We start from the raw sequence: 17658 nt of genomic DNA, 5'->3' as shown, positions 1-17658 counted from the left end.
GTGAGCGCCGAGCTGTCCACGCCCTGCCCGAACTGCGGCGAACCGGTCTCCACCGGGGACGCCTTCTGCGAGGCCTGCGGGACGACGCTGATCGTCCCGGCCGCCGCGGCCGCACCGCCCGCCGCCGGCTCCGAGGGCCCGACCGCCTGCCTGCACTGCGGCGGAGCGATCGCCGACGACGGCTACTGCGAGCAGTGCGGGCAGCGCGCGCCGACCGAGCGCGAGCACTGGGCGGAGGCGCCGCACGCGCTGGTCGGCGGTGTCTGCGACCGCGGGATCCGGCACGCGGCCAACGAGGACGCGATGGCGCTCGGCGCGACGGCCGGCGAGGACGGCGGCCTGCGGACGGCGCTTCTGGTGGTCTGCGACGGCGTCTCCTCGACCCCCGACTCCGACACCGCCTCCCTTGCCGCGGCCCGCGCCGCGCTGAGCGCGCTGCGGTCCGAGGTCGGCGGCGAGGTGCACGGCGCCGAGCGCTGGGGCGCGCTGCTGCAGATGGCGGTCGCGCGCGCCTCCGGGGCGATCGACGCCGCGGTGCCCGAGAAGCGCGACAACCCGCCCTCCTGCACCTTCACCGCCGCGATCCTCGACGGCGCGCTGCTGGTCACCGGCAACGTCGGCGACAGCCGCAGCTACTGGGTCCCCGACGCCGGCCCCGCCCGGCAGCTGACCGTCGACGACTCCTGGGCGCAGGAGCAGATCGCCTCGGGCGTCCCCCGCGCCGAGGCCGAGTCCGCGCACGATGCGCATGCCATCACCAAGTGGCTGGGTGCTGACGCCCATGACGAGTCGCCGACCCTCGCCTCCACCGTGCTCGACGAGCCCGGCTGGGTGCTCGTCTGCTCCGACGGCCTCTGGAACTACGCCTCGCCCGCGGACGAGCTCGCGGCCGTGCTGCACGACGCCGTCGCCCGGGTCGGCGACGACCCCGTCGCGCTGGCGGAGGCGCTCGTCGCCTGGGCCAACGAGCGCGGCGGCCAGGACAACATCACGGCGGCCCTGGCGCGCTTCGCTCCGGCGGCGGAGGCTGCGCCGCCCCCTTCCATGCTGATCGAGTAGGCCGCGGAGCGGCCGTATCGAGATCCCCCCGCCGTGCCGCTCCGTCCATCCGAGGTGCCGGTACCTGGACACATCCGCTCCCCGCGTCCGCGCCGTCCCCGCCTACCCTCGACTCCATGAGCATCGCCGAGTCGCCCGCCACCTCGCTGTCCACCGTCGGCCACTGGATCGACGGCGCCGCGTCGCCCTCGTCGTCCGGCCGCACCGCGCCGGTCTACGACCCGGCGCTCGGCGTCGCGACCAAGGAGGTCGCGCTGGCCGACGCCGCCGAGATCGATGCGGCCGTCGCCTCCGCCAAGGCCGCGTTCCCCGCCTGGCGCGACACGTCCCTCGCGAAGCGCCAGCAGATCGTGTTCAAGTTCCGCGAGCTGCTGGAGGCGAAGAAGGGCGAGCTGGCCGAGATCATCACCTCCGAGCACGGCAAGGTCCTCTCCGACGCGATGGGCGAGATCACCCGCGGCCAGGAGGTCGTCGAGTTCGCGACCGGCCTCGCGCACCACCTCAAGGGCGAGTACTCGGAGCAGGTCTCCACCGGCGTCGACGTCTACTCCGTGAAGCAGCCGCTCGGCGTCGTCGGCATCATCAGCCCCTTCAACTTCCCCGCGATGGTGCCGATGTGGTTCTTCCCCATCGCGATCGCCGCCGGCAACACGGTGGTCGTGAAGCCGTCCGAGAAGGACCCGTCGTCGGCGATCTGGCTCGGCGCGCTCTGGAAGGAGGCCGGTCTCCCCGACGGCGTCTTCACCGTCCTGAACGGCGACAAGGTCGCGGTCGACGGCCTCCTCGAGCACCCGGACGTCAAGTCGATCTCCTTCGTCGGCTCCACCCCGATCGCCCAGTACGTCTACGAGACCGGCACCCGCCACGGCAAGCGCGTCCAGGCCCTCGGCGGGGCGAAGAACCACATGCTCGTGCTGCCGGATGCGGACCTCGACCTCGTCGCCGACTCCGCCATCAACGCGGGCTTCGGCTCGGCGGGGGAGCGCTGCATGGCCATCTCGGTCGTCGTCGCGGTCGAGCCGGTCGCGGACGAGCTGATCGCGAAGATCCAGGAGCGCGCCGCGACCCTGCGGATCGGCGACGGCCGCCGCGGCTGCGACATGGGCCCGCTGGTCACCGAGGCGCACCGCGACAAGGTCGCCTCCTACATCGCGATCGCGGAGGAGGACGGCGCGAAGGTCGTCGTCGACGGGCGCGGCATCGAGGTCGACGGCGACGAGAACGGCTTCTGGCTCGGCCCGACCCTGCTGGACGACGTCCCGATCACCTCCAAGGCCTACACCGAGGAGATCTTCGGCCCGGTCCTCTCCATCGTCCGGGTGCAGTCCTACGAGGAGGGCGTCGCGCTGATCAACAATGGCGCCTTCGGCAACGGCACCGCGATCTTCACCAACGACGGCGGAGCGGCCCGCCGCTTCCAGAACGAGGTCGAGGTCGGCATGATCGGCATCAACGTGCCGATCCCGGTGCCCGTCGCCACGTTCTCCTTCGGCGGCTGGAAGTCGTCCCTGTTCGGCGACACCAAGGCCCACGGCGCGGAGGGCGTCCGCTTCTTCACGCAGCAGAAGGCGATCACGAGCCGCTGGCTGGACCCGTCGCACGGCGGCATCAACCTCGGCTTCCCTCAGAACTGAGCCGGGCCGCGAGATGCCACTTATGAGCGACTTCTACGGCGTGTCCTGCTCATAAGTGGCATCTCGCGGGGCCACCGCGCACCGACCATCGCAAGGTCGAGCGCAACCGGCGAATCGCGTGTCAGCGATTCGTCGTGGGCGGACGTGCGTCGCTCTGTGGGGCGTCCCCCTCTCGCTCGGCCGACCGCGGCCGATCGACGACGGAGGAGGAGACCGGCGCCGAGAAGCACAGCGCCAGCCACAGCTCGGTGCGTGCGTCCACGTCGTCCAGGTCGACACCCAGCGCCCGCTCGACCGCCGTGATGCGGTTCCGCAGCGTGTGCCGGTGCACGCCGAGCTCGCGGGCGGCCGGCTCCCAGGCGCCGTTGCAGCGGAGCCAGACGCGGGCGCTCTCGAGCAGCACGCCGCCCTCGGGCGTGAGCAGCGGCGCGAGCAGCCGCCGCGCGAGCGGCTCGGCACCCGCAGCCGTGAGCAGGCCGCGCATCCCCTGCGCCGACACGTCCTCGAAGCGGAGCAGCGGATGCTCCGCCGTCGCCCGGTCGGCCGCGCGTCGCGCCTCCACCAGCCCCCGCTCCAGCTCCGACCAGGCGATCGGCGCCGAGGACCCCGCCTGCGCACCGTGCCGCTCCAGCACCCCCGCGATCAGCGCCAGATCCTCCGCACCCGTGATCACCACGAGGGCCCCGTCGCGCTCGGCGAAGAACAGCCGCGCCCCGTTCTCCTCCGCGAACACCTCCAGCTCGTCGAGCAGCGAGTCGCCGCGCACCGGCTCGCTCAGCACGCTCACGCGGACCGGCTCGGCGGGCAGCGTGCCCCAGAGCTGCCGCGCCGTGCGGGCCGCGACGTCGAAGGCCCCGGCGACGAGCAGCTCGAGCAGACCCGAGCGCAGCTGCCGCCGCGAGGTGTCGAGGGCGCGCCGCTGCTCGAGGGCGATGCTCGCGAGCCCGATGACGCTCGCCACCAGGTCGTTGCCGGCCGGATCCAGGGGAGTGCCGGTGCCGACCGCGAGCACCCCGCGCAGGTGGTCGCGCTGCCCGAGCGTCTGCAGGGTGACGCCGCCGCCGTCGTCGAGCCGGAGCCCCGCGCGGCTGCCCCGGGCGAGCGCCTGGCGCACGGCCGCCGCGACCGAGCGCTCCGCCGCCTCCGGAACGTCGAGCCGGGTCGGCAGGTGCACCCGCTGTCCGACCGCGTCGTAGAGCGCGACCCAGCAGTCCAGCTGGCGCTCCAGCTCCGAGAGGATCGCCGCGAGGCCGTCCGGGCGCAGCGCCGCCCGCGCGACCCGGCGCTGCGCCTCCAGCGACCACTCCAGTCGCTCGCGCTGCTCGCGCGAGATGACGTCGGCGACGAAGCGGATGATCCCCATGAAGGGCGTCAGATCGGCGACCTCGAGCAGCGGCAGCCCCTGCCGGGCGCAGGCCGCGACGAGCGGAGCGGGCACCTCGTCGTGCACGATGCCGGTCGCGAAGCCGAGGGCGCGGATGCCCCGGCCGCGCAGGCGCGCGACGTACGCTTCCGAGAAGTCGGCGCCCTGCGTCTCGGGGCTCTGCTCGAAGTGCACCCCGTCGGTGAGCAGCAGCTGCCCCGACTCGAGCCACGGCGTCGGATCGACGAGGTCGGAGGAGTGCGCCCAGACCAGCGGGGCGTCGAGGGCCGCCTCGTCGTGCACGCCCGCGAGGACGTGGAGGCGGAAGGCCGGCTCGGCGAGCAGATCGCGGACGGTCGCGGGCACGGGCGGCTCCCTCGGGATTCGACGTTCTGTCCATCGTAGGGCCGACGCTTCGACAAAGCGGGCCGCCCGCGACGGGCCCCCGCGCGGCACGATGGAGGTATGACGCTCTCGGACACGACACCCTCGGACACGACTCCCACCGGCAGCACCAACGCCTCCGTCACCGCCGCCGACCGCTCACGGGTCTTCCACTCCTGGTCCGCGCAGGGCGCGCTGAACCCGCTGCCGATCGCCGGCGGCCTCGGCGCCGAGGTCTGGGACGTCGACGGCACCCGCTACCTCGACTTCTCCAGCCAGCTCGTGAACGTCAACATCGGCTACCAGCACCCCAAGGTCGTCGCCGCGATCCAGGCGCAGGCCGCCGTGCTCACCACCGTCGGCCCGGCCTTCGCGAACGAGACCCGGGCCGAGGCGGCACGTCTGATCACCGAGCGCGCGCCCGAGGGCTTCGAGAAGGTCTTCTTCACCAACGGCGGCGCGGACGCCAACGAGAACGCGATCCGGATGGCGCGCCTCTACACCGGTCGCGACAAGATCGTCTCCTTCTACCGCTCGTACCACGGCAACACCGGCGCCGCGATCGTCTCCACCGGGGACTGGCGCCGCATCCCCAACGAGTACGCCCGCGGGCACGTGCACGCCTTCGGCCCGTACCTCTACCGCTCCGAGTTCTGGGCCGAGACGCCCGAGCAGGAGTGCGAGCGCGCGCTGCACCACCTCGAGCGCGTCGTGCAGGCCGAGGGCCCCGAGTCGATCGCGGCGCTGCTGCTCGAGACCATCCCCGGCACGGCCGGCATCCTCACGCCGCCGCCCGGCTACCTCGCCGGCGTGCGGGCGCTCGCCGATCGCTACGGCATCCTGCTGATCCTCGACGAGGTGATGGCCGGCTTCGGCCGCACCGGCGAGTGGTTCGCGTTCGACGCCTTCGACGTCCGGCCCGACCTGATCACCTTCGCCAAGGGCGTCAACTCGGGCTACGTGCCGATCGGCGGCGTCCTCATCGACGACCCGATCGCACACCACTTCGACGAGCGCGTCTTCCCCGGCGGGCTGACCTACTCCGGTCACCCGCTCGCCGCGGCGAGCGTCGTCGCGACTCTCGAGGCCATGGCGGAGGAGGGCATCGTCGACAACGCGAAGACCATCGGCTCCGAGCACCTCGCCCCCGGCCTGGCCGCCCTCGAGGCGAAGCACGACCTGATCGGCGAGGTCCGCGGCTCCGGCGTCTTCTGGGCGCTCGAGCTCGTCACCGACCGCGCCACCCGCGAGCCGCTGCCCGCCGCCGCCGTCGGCCGCCTGAAGGCCGACCTGCTCTCCCGCGGCCTCCTGCCCTTCACCGCCGACAACCGCATCCACGTCGTCCCGCCCGCCGTGGTCACCCCCGCCGAGGTCGCCCGCGGCCTCGCGATCCTCGACGACGCCCTGACCGCCTTCAGCGGCTGACGCGCCCGGTCTCGATACGCCGCTGCGCGGCTACTCGACCAGCATGCTGCGGTCGTGCTGATCACCAGCACGGGCGGCACACACTGATCGAGCCGTACGCGCGGCGGGCCTCCCCATGCTGATCGAGCCGCACGCGCGGCGGGCCTCCCCATGCTGATCGAGTAGCCCGCGGAGCGGGCGTATCGAGATCCGCCGCTCTGCAGAGGCCGGGTCTCGATACGCCCCTCCGGGGCTACTCGACCAGCATGCTTCTCTCCCCGACCATCGGCCGGCGGTCCTCCGAACCACCCGGCCACGCACGAGCCGTATCCGGGAATCCGCGTCCCAGCGGATTCCCGTCGGCGCACGCACCGGGCTCTGCGAAACACCCCCCGCGCTCTGCCGACCGCAGGACGCCGCCCCGCGGCGTCCTCAAGAAACACTGTGCAGCGCGAACGCCGTCACGAACCCGAGGACGGCGTACAGCCCCGTCAGCACATCGTCCCGATCGAACGCCTCCGGGATCATCGTGTTCGAGATCATCGCGAGGATCGCGCCGGCCGCGACCGTCGTCACGAACGCCACGACCGCTCCCGGTGCGCTCGCGAAGACGAGGAAGCCGACGAGCGCGGCGATCGCGGAGAGCGCCGCGATGCCGCCCCAGACGGTGAAGACGTAGCGGGCGGAGCGTCCGTCGGCCTTCATGCCGACGGTCGAGGAGAGCCCCTCCGGCAGGTTCGAGATCGCCACGGCGGCCACGATCGGCACGCTGATCGCCGCTCCCGCGCCGCCCTGCGCCACCGAGAGGCCGAGCACGATCGACTCCGGGATCCCGTCGATCAGGGCGCCCGCGGCGATGGCGGTGCCGCCGCCCGCGGAGCCGGAGCCCTTCGCGCTCTTGCGATTCCCGGCGCCGGCGCGGGTGAGCAGCCCGTCCGCCCCGACGAAGACCACGGCACCGGCGAGCGTGCCGAGGATCGTCGGCAGCAGTCCGCCGTCGTCGGCCGCCTCCTGCACCAGCTCGTAGGCGAGCGCCGAGATGAGGACCCCCGCGCCGAACGCCGAGATCGCGGCGGTCAGCTTGGGCGGGACACGGACGAACCAGGCGAGCGCCGCTCCGACGAGGAGGGTCGCGCCGCCGATGGCGCCGCTGAGCAGCGCGAGGGACCAGGAAGGCACGGCGCCCAGCCTGTCACTCGCCGGGCCGTGCGGCTCCGGGGTTGACCTGCGCGACTCGGCTGCCGGTCAGACCGCCGCATCGACGGCGTCGGGCAGCGAGCTCGCGAGCGCGGCCGTCTCGGCGGGGGAGAGGTCGTCGGCGTAGTAGCGGTAGATGTTCCGGCGCGAGACGTCGGCCGCCTCGCGCGCCGAGCGGCGGCGAAGGGCATCGACGAGCGTCTCGGCGTCGGCGGCGCTGCGGCGCATCCGCGCGAGGCGGTCGGTCTCGGTGGTGAGCCGGCCGTCGGCGAGATGCGCCATCACGCCGCCGACGACGTTTCCGCAGACCTCGATCAGCTGGTTGCCCGAGGCGCGGCGGATCGCGGCGTGGAAGCGGTTGACGCGCTCGCCGAAGCCGTCGGCCTCGCCGCGGGCGACCTCGTGCAGACCGGCGAGGTGCTCCTCGATCGCCGCGAGATCGTCGGCCGTGCGGTTCTCGGCGGCGAGCAGGCAGGACTGGCCCTCGAGCAGCAGGCGGAACTGCAGCAGCTCGACACGGCTGATGCTCTCGAGGTGCGCGAGCCGCGCCATCGACTTCTCGAGCATGCGCGGGGAGTACGCGGTGATCATCGGGCCGCGCGGGTCGCCGGGTCGCGACTCCAGCAGGCCCGTCGCCTGCAGCACGCGCAGCGCCTCGCGCACGACCGCGCGGCTGACGGAGAAGTCCGCCATCAGCTGGCGCTCGCCGGGCAGGCGGTCGCCGGGCTTGAGGTCGCCGGCTTCGACGGCGCGCTCGATCTGCTCGACGATCGACTCGTACGCGCTGACCTTCTGAACGGGACTGAACGCCACTGCTCTCCCTCCGCCGACCGGATCGAGGGGTGTTACATCTTTGTTTCCTCGCTTGACCCGTATCGCGACGCCATCCTAGCGTTCCTTCTACTGGTCAGACCAGTAGCTCGGATCGACGACCACCCCTCCCGACTCACGCACCGCCAGACCCCCGGAGCCGCACCCGTGATCACCAGAACCCGCCGCCTCGCGCTCGCCGCGACCGCTCTCGCCTCCGCCTTCGTGCTCTCCGCGTGCAGCGCCGGAGCCGGGGCCTCGTCCTCCGGATCCGACGGAGAGGCGCACGCTCCGACCGCGATCATCGGCCTCACCGGCGAGCCGGCCAACCTCGACTTCACGACCACCGCGGGGGCGGCCATCCCGCAGGCGCTGATGAACAACGTCTACGAGGGCCTCGTCGCCGTCGGCCAGGACGGGCAGCTCGAGCCGAAGCTCGCCTCCTCCTGGACGGTCAGCGAGGACGGCCTGGAGTACGACTTCGTGCTGAACGAGGGCGTCACGTTCTCGAACGGCGCCGAGTTCACCGCCGATGACGTCAAGTTCTCGCTCGAGCGGGTGAAGACGGACTGGGCGATCAACCAGGCGAAGATGGCCGTGCTCGACCGCGTCGACGTCGTCTCGCCGACCGAGGCGAAGGTCGTCCTCAGCCGCCCGAGCAACTCCTGGCTCTTCGACATGGGAGGCAGCGTCGGTCTGATGTTCGACGAGAGCGGAGTCGCGGATCTCGCTAACACGCCGGTCGGCACCGGCCCCTACACGGTGACCGAGCGCGTCACCGGCGACCGAATCGAGCTCGCCGCCCGCGACGGCTACTGGGGCGAGGCGCCCGCGGTCACCGACGTGACGCTGCGCTACTTCGCCGACGCCGTCGCTTCGACCAACGCCTTGCGCGCCGGCGACGTCGACATGCTCTACAACATGCAGGCCCCCGATCTGGTCGCGCAGTTCGAGACGAACGACGACTTCCAGGTGATCCAGGGCACCTCCAACGGCGAGATCATGCTCTCGATGAACAACGCGAAGGCGCCGTTCGATGATCTGAAGGTCCGCCAGGCCGTCGCCTACGCCCTCGACCGCCAGGCGATCATCGACACCGCGTGGGCCGGCTACGGCAAGCTCATCGGCGCGATGGTCCCGCCGACCGATCCGTACTACGAGGACCTGACCGGCGAGTACGCCTACGACCCGGAGAAGGCCCGCGAGCTGCTCGCCGAGGCCGGCGCCGAGGACCTCTCGATCACCTTCGACGTGCCGACCCGCCCCTACGCCACCGCTGTCTCGGAGGTCGTCGTCTCGCAGCTCGCCGACGTCGGGATCGACGCCACGATCGCCTCCGACGAGTTCCCCGCCGTCTGGCTCGACAAGGTCTTCACCCGCCACGACTACGAGATGTCCGTCATCCTGGCCGTCGAGCCGCGCGACTTCCTCGCCAACTTCGGCGACCCGGACTACTACCTGGGCTACGACAACGCCGAGGTCCGGACCGCCGCCGACGCCGCCGACGCCGCCTCGCAGGACGAGTGGGTCACCGGGATGCAGGACGTGGTCGCCGATGTCGCGGCCGACGTGCCCGCAGTGCCGCTCTTCCTCTTCCCCAACATCGTGATCGCCGACTCCGGGCTCACCGGCATCGCGGGCAACTCGGTGACGGAGTCGCTCGATCTCACCGGGCTGGCCTGGTCCTGACCATGGCGCTGCGGATGCTCGCCCTCGTCGGCAACTTCCTCGCCACCGTCCTCGTCTCGACGATCGTCGTCTTCCTCTTGCTGCGGGTGATGCCCGGCGACCCCGCCACGGTCGCGCTCGGCATCGAGGCCACTCCCGAGCAGCTCGCCGCCTGGCGGGACGCGAACGGGACCGACGCTCCGCTCGTCGTGCAGTACCTGGACTGGCTGGGCGGACTCGTCCGCGGCGACTTCGGCACCTCCTACGTGAGCGGGCAGGACATCTCGCCGATCGTCTCCGACCGGTTCCAGGTGACGCTGATCCTGGTGGTGGTCGCGATGCTGATCGCCCTGGTCGTCGCGATCCCGCTGGGCACCCTGGCCGCGATGCGGCAGCGGCACGCCTCGGGAGTCGTCATCTCGGGCGTCTCGCAGCTCGGCGTCGCGGTGCCGAACTTCCTGGTGGGCGTGCTGCTCGTCGCGGTGTTCGCGATCGACCTGCGCTGGTTCCCCTCCGGCGGGTGGGTGCCACCCTCGGACCCGGAGTTCCTGTCGCACATCGCGCTGCCGGCGATCGCGCTCGGCTCGGTGCAGGCCTCGATCCTGACCCGGTACGTGCGCTCGGCCGTCCTGGAGATCATGCGCGAGGACTTCCTCCGCACCGCCCGTTCGAAGGGGCTCACCGCGGGCGCCGCCCTGGTCAAGCACGGGCTGCGCAACGCGGGAATCCCTGTCCTCACGATCGTCGGCGTCCAGCTCGCGGGACTCTTCATCGGCGCTGTCGTGATCGAGCGCGTCTTCAGCATCCCCGGTCTCGGCAGCTATCTCGTCGACTCGGTCGGCAACCGCGACCTGCTCGCGGTGCAGGCCGTGGTCGCCGTGCTGGTCGTCGCGATCGTGGCGATCAACTTCTTGGTCGACCTCGCCTTCACGTTCCTCGATCCCCGACTCAGGAGGGCCGCATGACCGCCATGCTCCCGCCCGGCACCGGCTCGCCGGCCGGCCGCTCGGTCCCGCCGCGGACCACGCTGATCCCGAAGGTCCCCGGCCGCTTCCGCCGATCGCGCCTCGGTGCGGACGCCCAGCTCTGGATCGGCGCCGCGCTGATCCTGCTCGTGCTGGTCGTCGCGCTCGTCTCGCTGGTCTGGACCCCGTACGACCCGGAGCGCTCCGTCCCGGGGGACAGGCTGCTGTTCCCCGGCCCGGCGCACCTCCTGGGCACCGATCGCTACGGTCGCGACGTCCTGTCCCAGATCATGGTCGGCGCGCAGATCACCCTGCTGGTCGGCACCGTCGCGGTCGCGATCGCGGCGATCCTCGGCGTCCCGCTCGGGATCCTCGCGGGAATGCGGCCCAAGCGCGTCGGCTCGCTGATCATGGGCGGCAGCGATGTCGTGATGGCGTTCCCCGGGCTGCTGCTCGCGATCGTCTTCGGCGCCGTCTTCGGGGCGGACACCACGACCGCGATGGTCGCCCTCGGCATCGGCGCGGCCCCGGCGTTCGCCCGGGTGGCCCGGGCCGGCACTCTCCAGGTGATGGGGACGGACTACGTCTTCGCCGCCCGCGCGGCGAACCGCTCCGGGTTCGCCATCGCGATCCGCCACGTGCTGCCGAACATCGCCGGCCTTCTCGTCGTGCAGTGCTCGGTCAACTTCGGCATCGCCGTGCTCGCCGAGGCCGGGCTGTCGTTCCTGGGGCTCGGCACGAAGCCGCCGACACCTTCCTGGGGCCGGATGCTGCAGGACTCGCAGCAGTTCCTCGGCGCCTACGACTACCTGGCGATCGTGCCCGGCCTGGCGATCGCAATCGCGGTCCTCGGCTTCAACCTGCTCGGCGACGGTCTGCGCGACCGCTTCGACCCGAAGATGAGGAACCGCTGATGCCCGAGTCCCGCACCTCCGAAGCACGTCCGTCCGCCCTCGACGTCGCCGGTCTCTCGGTGCGGGCCGGCGAGCGCCTCCTCGTCGACGACCTCACGTTCCGCATCGGCGCCGGCGAGCGCGTCGGCCTGATCGGCGAGTCGGGCTCCGGCAAGTCCCTCACCTCGCTCGCCGTCATGGGCCTGCTGCCGGACACCGTCACCGCGACGGGCCGCGTGCGGGTCGGCGGCGCGGACACCGACATCGTCGGCCTGGGCGAGCGGGAGGCCGCCCGCCTCCGCGGCTCCGCCGTGGCGATGGTGTTCCAGGAGCCCATGACCGCGCTCAATCCGCTGATGCGAGTCGGCCGCCAGATCGCGGAGGCGATGGAGATCCACCGCACCCAGCCCGACCGCCGCGCCGCGCGCCGCCGCGCGGTCGAGATGCTCGCCGACGTCGGGCTGCCCTCGCCGGAGGAGGCGGCGCGCGCCTACCCGCACCAGCTCTCCGGTGGTCAGCGGCAGCGCGTCGTGCTCGCCATCGCGCTCGCCAACGATCCGGCGCTGCTCGTCGCCGACGAGCCGACGACCGCGCTCGACGTCACGGTGCAGAAGCAGGTGCTCGACCTCGTGCTGCGCACCGTCTCGCAGCGCGACACCGGGCTCCTCTTCATCACCCACGACCTCGCCGTGGTCGGCGAGACCTGCGACCGGGTGCTCGTGATGAACGCCGGAGTCGTCGTCGAGGAGGGGCCGATCGATCGTGTCTTCACCCGGCCCGAGCACCCGTACACCCGCGGCCTGCTCGCCGCTTCCGACCTCGACGCGACCGACGCGGCCGGGCGTCTCTTCACCGTCGCCACCGCCGAGGGCTACACCCCGGGTCGCTCGGTCGCGCGGATGGACGCGGGCCGCGCCGAGCGCGAGGCCGCCCCCGCGGCGCCGGCCGTCGTGCGCGCCTCCGGGCTGACCAAGACCTACACGCGCGGCCGCTCCTCCCTCTTCGCCGCACCGCAGAAGGTCGAGGCCCTCCGCGGACTCGACTTCGAGATCCGCGCGGGCGACCGCTTCGGCATCGTGGGGGAGTCCGGCTCCGGCAAGTCGACCCTGCTGCGGATCCTCTCGGGCCTCGACACCCCGACCGCCGGAGCGATCGAGGTCGTCGGCCGCGATCTGACCACGCACCGCCGCGCCGATCTCGCCGAGCTGCGCAGCAGCCTCCAAATCGTGTTCCAGGACCCGATGGCCTCGCTCGACCCGCGGATGCGCGTCGGCGACATCGTCGCGGAGCCGCTGCTCAACGCCGCGAACACCGGCGCCGCCGTGCCGAAGGCCGAGCGGGAGGCGCGCGTCGCCGAGATGATCCGCGCGGTCGGCTTGCCCGCCGACTCCGTCGACCGCTACCCGCACCAGTTCTCGGGCGGGCAGCGCCAGCGCATCTCGATCGCGCGGGCCCTGGTCTGCCGGCCGAGGATTCTCGTCGCCGACGAGCCGGTGAGCGCCCTCGACGTCTCGGTGCGCGCCCAGGTGCTCAACCTGCTCGCCGACTTGGTCGAGGAGTACCGGCTGACCCTGATCTTCGTCTCGCACGACCTCGGCGTCGTCCGCTACCTCTGCGACCGCGTCGCCGTGATGCGCAGCGGCGAGATCGTCGAGCAGGGCTCGACCCGCGAGATCTACGAGAACCCCGCCGATGACTACACCCGGGCGCTGATCGCTGCGACGCCCTCGATCCGCCACCGCCAGGAGATCCGATGACCGACACCTCCGTCTCGACCGCCCTCTCGCGCTACGACGGCGCGCGCCTCGCCGCCGCCTTCGCCTCGGGGGAGCTCTCGCCCGTCGATGTGGCGGACGAGATCCTCGCCGACATCGCCGTGCGCGAAAGCGCGATCAACGCCTTCAGCGACCTCGACCCGGCGGATGTGCGCGCTCAGGCCGCCGCGAGCGAGCGGCGCCGGCGCGCGGGGGAGCCGCTCGGCCCCCTCGACGGTGTGCCTGTCACGGTCAAGGAGAACCTCTCCCGCGCCGGCCTGCCCGCCCGCGCCGGCACCGCGGCGGCCGCCGCCGTCGTGCCCCGCGAGGACTCGCCGATCGTGGCCCGTCTCAAAGAGGCGGGGGCCGTCATCGTCGGCTCCACCACGATGCCCGACTGGGGGATGCTCTCCTCCGGTGTCTCGAGTGCGCACGGCATCACCCGCAGCCCGCTCGACCCCGCCCTCACCGTCGGCGGCTCGTCCTCGGGTGCGGGCGCCGCAGCGGCGGCCGGCTTCGGCACCTTCCACGTCGGCACCGACATCGGCGGCTCCGTGCGGCTGCCCGCCGCCTGGCTCGGCCTCGCGACGCTCAAGCCGAGCGACGGCCGCATCCCGCTGGACAACCCCTACCAGGGCCGCGCCGCCGGCCCGCTCGCGCAGTCGGTCGCCGACGTCGCGCTCGCGATGTCGGTGCTGGCCCGCCCCGACGCGCGCGACTACACCTCGCTGCCGCCCGAGGCGATCGCGTGGGACGACCTCGGGCTCGACGTGCGCGGCACCCGGATCGGCGTGCACACGGACGCCGGCGCGGGCATGCCCCTCGACCCCGAGATCCGCGCGGCGGTGCTCGCCGCCGCCGACGCCTACTCCGACGCCGGCGCGGAGGTCGTCGCGCTGCCCCCGTTCATCGACGACGGCGTGCTCGAGCAGGTCGACCTGTTCTGGCGCGTGCGGTTCTGGCGCACCTACTACGACCTCCCGACCGAGGCGAAGGCGCGCGCCCTCCCCTTCATCACCACCTGGGTGCACGGCGGGGCGGACGTCTCCGGTCGGCGCGTGCTCGAGGCGACGGAGGCGATCAGCGAGCTGCGGCGCCGCACCGTCGAGGCGACCCTGCCGTTCGACGCGGTCCTGTCTCCCGTCGCCCCGGTCGCCGCGTTCCCGGCCGAGTGGCCGATGCCGTGGGGACACGAGGACCGCGGGATGGCGCACATCGCCTTCACGCTGCCCTACAACATGTCCGGCCAGCCGGCCGCGAGCATCAACGCCGGCCGCACGGCCGACGGTCGCGCGATCGGCCTGCAGATCTCCGGCCGCCGCTTCGCCGACCTCGACGTGCTCCGCCACGCGGCCTGGTGGGAGGCGGCCCGCCCGGCGTCGGCGGTCCCGTCCTTTCCGTCCGCCTGACCCGCCGAACGGCCCGAGGTCGGGCGGTATTTCTCGCCGTGCAGACTCTCTCGTGCTTCAGCACCGCTCCGAGACGTACCCCTCGTCCTCCGGCGTCAGCAGGTCGCGGTCGCGCAGCAGCACGCCGATGCCGTCGCCGCGCGCGCACGCCCGCGCGAAGACCGCGTCCGCATCGTCGACGTCCGTGTACTCCACCTCGTACACGCGCTCGCCGTAGACGTCCGTGTAGACGTCGCACTCGGTGAACACCTCGCACTCCTCCGTGATCGCGAAGTCGAAGCCGAGCCCGCGCATCTCCGCCGCCCGCTCCGCGGCGTTCTTCTGGCCGATCGCGAGGCCGGCCCAGTGCGCCGCGTCGACGAGATCACTCGCGAACGCCGCCGTGTCGTCGTCGGTCAGCAGCCCTTCGGAACGCGTGGCGGAGTCGAGGTTGTCGGCCTCGACGGCGTCGAAGCCGCTCTCGGCGCAGCCCTCGAGCCACGGCGCGACCACCTCGACCAGCGCCTCCCTCTTCGTCTCCGTCGACACGTCGAGGAGCGTCTCGTCCGGCCAGTCCGGATCCGTGATCGGCTCGCCCGCGGCGTCCCGCAGCAGCAGCTCGGGGCGCGACGCCCACTCCGCCTCCTCGCCGGGCTGCGTCTGGAACGCGTTGACGTAGCAGACCGAGTACACGCCGGGCGCGGGCTCGGCCTCGCGGTCGCGGACGACGAGCTCGACGCCGTCGGCCGGCGGGTAGCTGCCGCCGAGCTGGTAGTCGAAGCCCGCGCCCGCCGGGGGAGGGGTCGGCTGTCCGACGGTTGCTGCGCATCCGGCGAGGAGGAGGGCCGTCGCGGCCAGGCAGCACAATAAACTGGCCGAATGGCGGAGTTCAGCGCGAGTGTCTTTCAGAACGAGTTCCTCTCGGACGGCGCGACGGATGTGCACGCGATCGTGACGGTGACCGCCTCGGGCACCGGCGCGGCCGGCAGCGACGGAGCGGCCGCCGAGATCATCATCGTCGACTGCTCGGGGTCGATGACCGGCGAGAACATGACCGCGGCCAAGCGCGCCGCCGCCGTGGCGGTCGACCAGATCCTCGACGGCACCTTCTTCGCCGTCGTCGCCGGCTCCGAGCGCGCCGACCGCGCCTTCCCGTACCCCAACGCCTCCGTCTCGATGGTGCGGATGGAGCCCGGCGCCCGCGCGGCCGCGAAGGAGGCCATCGGCTTCCTCCAGGCCGACGGCGGCACCGCGATGGGCACCTGGCTGACCCTCGCCCGCCAGCTCTTCTCCAGCGTCCCCGAGGCGAAGCAGCGGCACGCCATCCTGCTCACCGACGGCAAGAACGAGCACGAGTCGCGGATGCAGCTCGACGCGGCGATCCGCGCGGCCGGCGGCGTCTTCCAGTGCGACGTCCGCGGCGTCGGCTCCCGCTGGGTCGTCGAGGAGGCGCGCACCATCGCCAGCGCGCTGCTGGGCACCGTGGGCCTGATCGCGAACCCGGCCGACATGGCCGCCGACTTCGAGCAGCTGATCCAGGCGTCGATGGGCCGCGGTGTCGCCGACGGCGAGCTGCGCGTCTGGACCCCGCAGGGCTCGCAGCTGCTCTTCGTCCGCCAGGTCGCACCGAACCTCGAGGACCTGAGCTCGCGTCGCACCGCGGTCAACCCGCTGACCGGCTCCTACCCGACCGGCGCCTGGGGCGACGAGTCGCGGGAGTACCACGTGGCCGTGCGCGTCGCCTCGAAGCCGGTCGGCGCCGAGCAGCTCGCCGCCCGCGTGCAGCTCAGCGTGCGCGACGAGGTCGTCGCCTCCGCGCTGGTGAAGGCCCGCTGGACCGACGACTCCGCACTCACCGCCCGGATCGACCCGGCGGTCGCGCACTACACCGGCCAGACCGAGCTCGCCTCGGCGATCCAGGACGGCCTCGCCGCGAAGGCCGTCGGCGACGACGCCACCGCGACCGTCAAGCTCGGCCGTGCCGTGCAGCTCGCCACCGCCACCGGCAACGACGAGGCGACCGCGAAGCTGCGCAAGGTCGTCGAGATCGACGACCCGAACGAGGGGACGGTGCGGCTGAAGCGCGGTGTCGCCCGCCTCGACGAGATGGCGCTCGACACCGCCTCGACGAAGACCACGCGGGTGCGCAAGTGAGCTACCGCTGCCCCGAGGGGCACACCTCCGAGTCCGGCGACTACTGCGACGTCTGCGGTGCGCCGATCGCGCCCGCCGCGCCGTCCGCCCCCGCGCCCCGCGCCGCCGACCCGACCACGGCGATCCCGACCGGTCCCGCCGTCTGCCCGAACTGCTCGTACCCGAACGAGGCCGGCGCGCTGTTCTGCGAGAACTGCGGCTACGACTTCACCACCGGCTCGCTCCCCGAGGCCGACCCCTTCACCGAGTCCGGCGCTGTCCGCGCACCCGGCGAGGTCGGCGGCTCCGCCTCGGCGGCCGGCGACCCCGCCGCCCACCTGGGCGAGGCGCCCGCGTCGGCCGCTCCCGGTGCGCCGCCCGAACTCGTTCCGGAGGAGGCGGCCGGCTTCGACGTGCCCATCGCGACCGCACCGCCCGCCGCGCCTGCCACGGAGGTCCTCGCCGAGGTCACCGGGAGCACGCCGACGGCCGCGCCCGCCGTGCCCGCGGCCCCGGAGGAGGGCGACCCCTGGATCGCCGAGATCTGGGTCGACCCCGACTGGTACACGGAGCAGCGCGCCGAGGACCCGATGCCCTCGGCCGGCCCGCCGACGATCGTCGTGCTGCGCGAGCGCTCGGTGCTCGTCGGCCGACCCTCCGTCTCGCGCGGCATCTCGCCGCAGATCGACTGCGGCACCGACTCCGGCGTCTCCCGCCGCCACTGCCAGCTCAACACCGACGGCTACCGCTGGTGGGTCGAGGACCTGCAGTCCGCGAACGGCACCTACCTCGCCGCGGCCGGCGCTCCGCTCCCGCAGACCCCGATCCCCACCGGCCAGCGCCGCGAGATCGAGGAGGGCGACCGCGTCTACGTCGGCGCCTGGACCCGCATCGTCCTCCGCCAGGCCCTCCCGGGCGAGGCCTGACCCGCTTGCATGCTGATCGAGTAGCCCGCGCAGCGGGCGTATCGAGATCCACCGTCCCCGAGAGCTGAGCCGTCGGGCCT

General features: G+C 72.9%; 14 protein-coding genes. 10 read left to right on the top strand and 4 right to left on the bottom strand.

The genetic code is table 11. The annotated features are described in order from the left end of the window. Both EDF43_RS00390 and EDF43_RS00385 read left to right on the top strand, forming a co-directional pair. A complete protein-coding gene (locus tag EDF43_RS00390) occupies window positions 1-1059 on the top strand; it encodes a protein phosphatase 2C domain-containing protein (protein WP_207901588.1) in 1059 nt (352 codons plus the stop codon). A 116-nt stretch (window positions 1060-1175) separates the two neighbouring features. Continuing rightward, window positions 1176-2693, top strand: coding sequence for a CoA-acylating methylmalonate-semialdehyde dehydrogenase (locus EDF43_RS00385; RefSeq protein WP_123444932.1), 1518 nt, complete (start codon window positions 1176-1178; stop codon window positions 2691-2693). A 121-nt stretch (window positions 2694-2814) separates the two neighbouring features. Here the strand turns inward: EDF43_RS00385 and EDF43_RS00380 are convergent, their stop codons facing one another. After that, window positions 2815-4422 carry a PucR family transcriptional regulator gene (locus tag EDF43_RS00380; RefSeq protein WP_132434740.1) on the bottom strand — a complete coding sequence of 536 codons (1608 nt, stop codon included), beginning with the start codon at window positions 4420-4422 and terminating at the stop codon, window positions 2815-2817. Between the two features lie 99 nt (window positions 4423-4521). Between EDF43_RS00380 and EDF43_RS00375 the strand changes: the two genes are divergently transcribed. After that, entirely contained in the window at window positions 4522-5865 is a 1344-nt protein-coding gene (locus tag EDF43_RS00375) for an aspartate aminotransferase family protein (RefSeq protein ID WP_132434738.1), read from the top strand. Window positions 5866-6276: 411 nt separating this feature from the next. Here EDF43_RS00375 and EDF43_RS00370 read toward each other — a convergent pair whose 3' ends face one another. Together EDF43_RS00370 and EDF43_RS00365 are read right to left on the bottom strand one after the other, a co-directional pair. Then, a complete protein-coding gene (locus tag EDF43_RS00370; RefSeq protein ID WP_132434736.1) occupies window positions 6277-7023 on the bottom strand; it encodes a ZIP family zinc transporter in 747 nt (248 codons plus the stop codon). 66 nt (window positions 7024-7089) lie between these two features. Beyond that, window positions 7090-7854, bottom strand: a complete 765-nt coding sequence (locus EDF43_RS00365; protein WP_123701916.1) for a GntR family transcriptional regulator — start codon at window positions 7852-7854, stop codon at window positions 7090-7092. Between the two features lie 165 nt (window positions 7855-8019). Here EDF43_RS00365 and EDF43_RS00360 point away from each other — a divergent pair, with 165 nt between their 5' ends. From EDF43_RS00360 to EDF43_RS00340, 5 genes are read left to right on the top strand one after another with little or no spacing between them, the layout of a single operon-like run. Further along, a complete protein-coding gene (locus EDF43_RS00360; protein ID WP_132434734.1) occupies window positions 8020-9540 on the top strand; it encodes an ABC transporter substrate-binding protein in 1521 nt (506 codons plus the stop codon). Between the two features lie 2 nt (window positions 9541-9542). Then, on the top strand, window positions 9543-10484 hold the full coding sequence (locus EDF43_RS00355; RefSeq protein ID WP_132434732.1) for an ABC transporter permease: 942 nt from the start codon (window positions 9543-9545) through the stop codon (window positions 10482-10484). Next, window positions 10481-11398, top strand: coding sequence for an ABC transporter permease (locus EDF43_RS00350; protein WP_243580976.1), 918 nt, complete (start codon window positions 10481-10483; stop codon window positions 11396-11398). The genes EDF43_RS00355 and EDF43_RS00350 overlap by 4 nt, the downstream gene beginning before the upstream one ends. Continuing rightward, window positions 11398-13134, top strand: a complete 1737-nt coding sequence (locus EDF43_RS00345) for an ABC transporter ATP-binding protein (protein ID WP_132434730.1) — start codon at window positions 11398-11400, stop codon at window positions 13132-13134. Before EDF43_RS00350 ends, EDF43_RS00345 begins: the two co-directional genes overlap by 1 nt. After that, on the top strand, window positions 13131-14540 hold the full coding sequence (locus EDF43_RS00340; protein WP_132434728.1) for an amidase: 1410 nt from the start codon (window positions 13131-13133) through the stop codon (window positions 14538-14540). Before EDF43_RS00345 ends, EDF43_RS00340 begins: the two co-directional genes overlap by 4 nt. Before the next feature lie 57 nt (window positions 14541-14597). Here EDF43_RS00340 and EDF43_RS00335 read toward each other — a convergent pair whose 3' ends face one another. Next, window positions 14598-15386 carry an endo alpha-1,4 polygalactosaminidase gene (locus tag EDF43_RS00335; RefSeq protein WP_207901587.1) on the bottom strand — a complete coding sequence of 263 codons (789 nt, stop codon included), beginning with the start codon at window positions 15384-15386 and terminating at the stop codon, window positions 14598-14600. Window positions 15387-15398: 12 nt separating this feature from the next. Here EDF43_RS00335 and EDF43_RS00330 point away from each other — a divergent pair, with 12 nt between their 5' ends. Next, window positions 15399-16673 (top strand): VWA domain-containing protein, encoded by a 1275-nt coding sequence (locus EDF43_RS00330; RefSeq protein WP_132434726.1) that lies wholly within the window; start codon window positions 15399-15401, stop codon window positions 16671-16673. Then, window positions 16670-17578 (top strand): FHA domain-containing protein, encoded by a 909-nt coding sequence (locus EDF43_RS00325; RefSeq protein ID WP_132434724.1) that lies wholly within the window; start codon window positions 16670-16672, stop codon window positions 17576-17578. Before EDF43_RS00330 ends, EDF43_RS00325 begins: the two co-directional genes overlap by 4 nt. Window positions 17579-17658: the final 80 nt, after the last annotated feature.

The sequence above is a fragment of the Rathayibacter sp. PhB179 genome (assembly GCF_004345345.1).
In the GTDB taxonomy this organism is placed as follows: domain Bacteria; phylum Actinomycetota; class Actinomycetes; order Actinomycetales; family Microbacteriaceae; genus Rathayibacter; species Rathayibacter festucae.
This window is presented reverse-complemented; position numbering and strand designations above follow the sequence as displayed.

What these genes read in the sequence shown, in the direction of transcription:
- EDF43_RS00385 (WP_123444932.1), top strand. Translation starts at nt 1,176, where the DNA reads ATGAGCATCGCCGAGTCGCCCGCCACCTCGCTGTCCACCGTCGGCCAC.
- EDF43_RS00375 (WP_132434738.1), top strand. Translation starts at nt 4,522, where the DNA reads ATGACGCTCTCGGACACGACACCCTCGGACACGACTCCCACCGGCAGC.
- EDF43_RS00355 (WP_132434732.1), top strand. Translation starts at nt 9,543, where the DNA reads ATGGCGCTGCGGATGCTCGCCCTCGTCGGCAACTTCCTCGCCACCGTC.
- EDF43_RS00350 (WP_243580976.1), top strand. Translation starts at nt 10,481, where the DNA reads ATGACCGCCATGCTCCCGCCCGGCACCGGCTCGCCGGCCGGCCGCTCG.
- EDF43_RS00345 (WP_132434730.1), top strand. Translation starts at nt 11,398, where the DNA reads ATGCCCGAGTCCCGCACCTCCGAAGCACGTCCGTCCGCCCTCGACGTC.
- EDF43_RS00340 (WP_132434728.1), top strand. Translation starts at nt 13,131, where the DNA reads ATGACCGACACCTCCGTCTCGACCGCCCTCTCGCGCTACGACGGCGCG.
- EDF43_RS00330 (WP_132434726.1), top strand. Translation starts at nt 15,399, where the DNA reads ATGGCGGAGTTCAGCGCGAGTGTCTTTCAGAACGAGTTCCTCTCGGAC.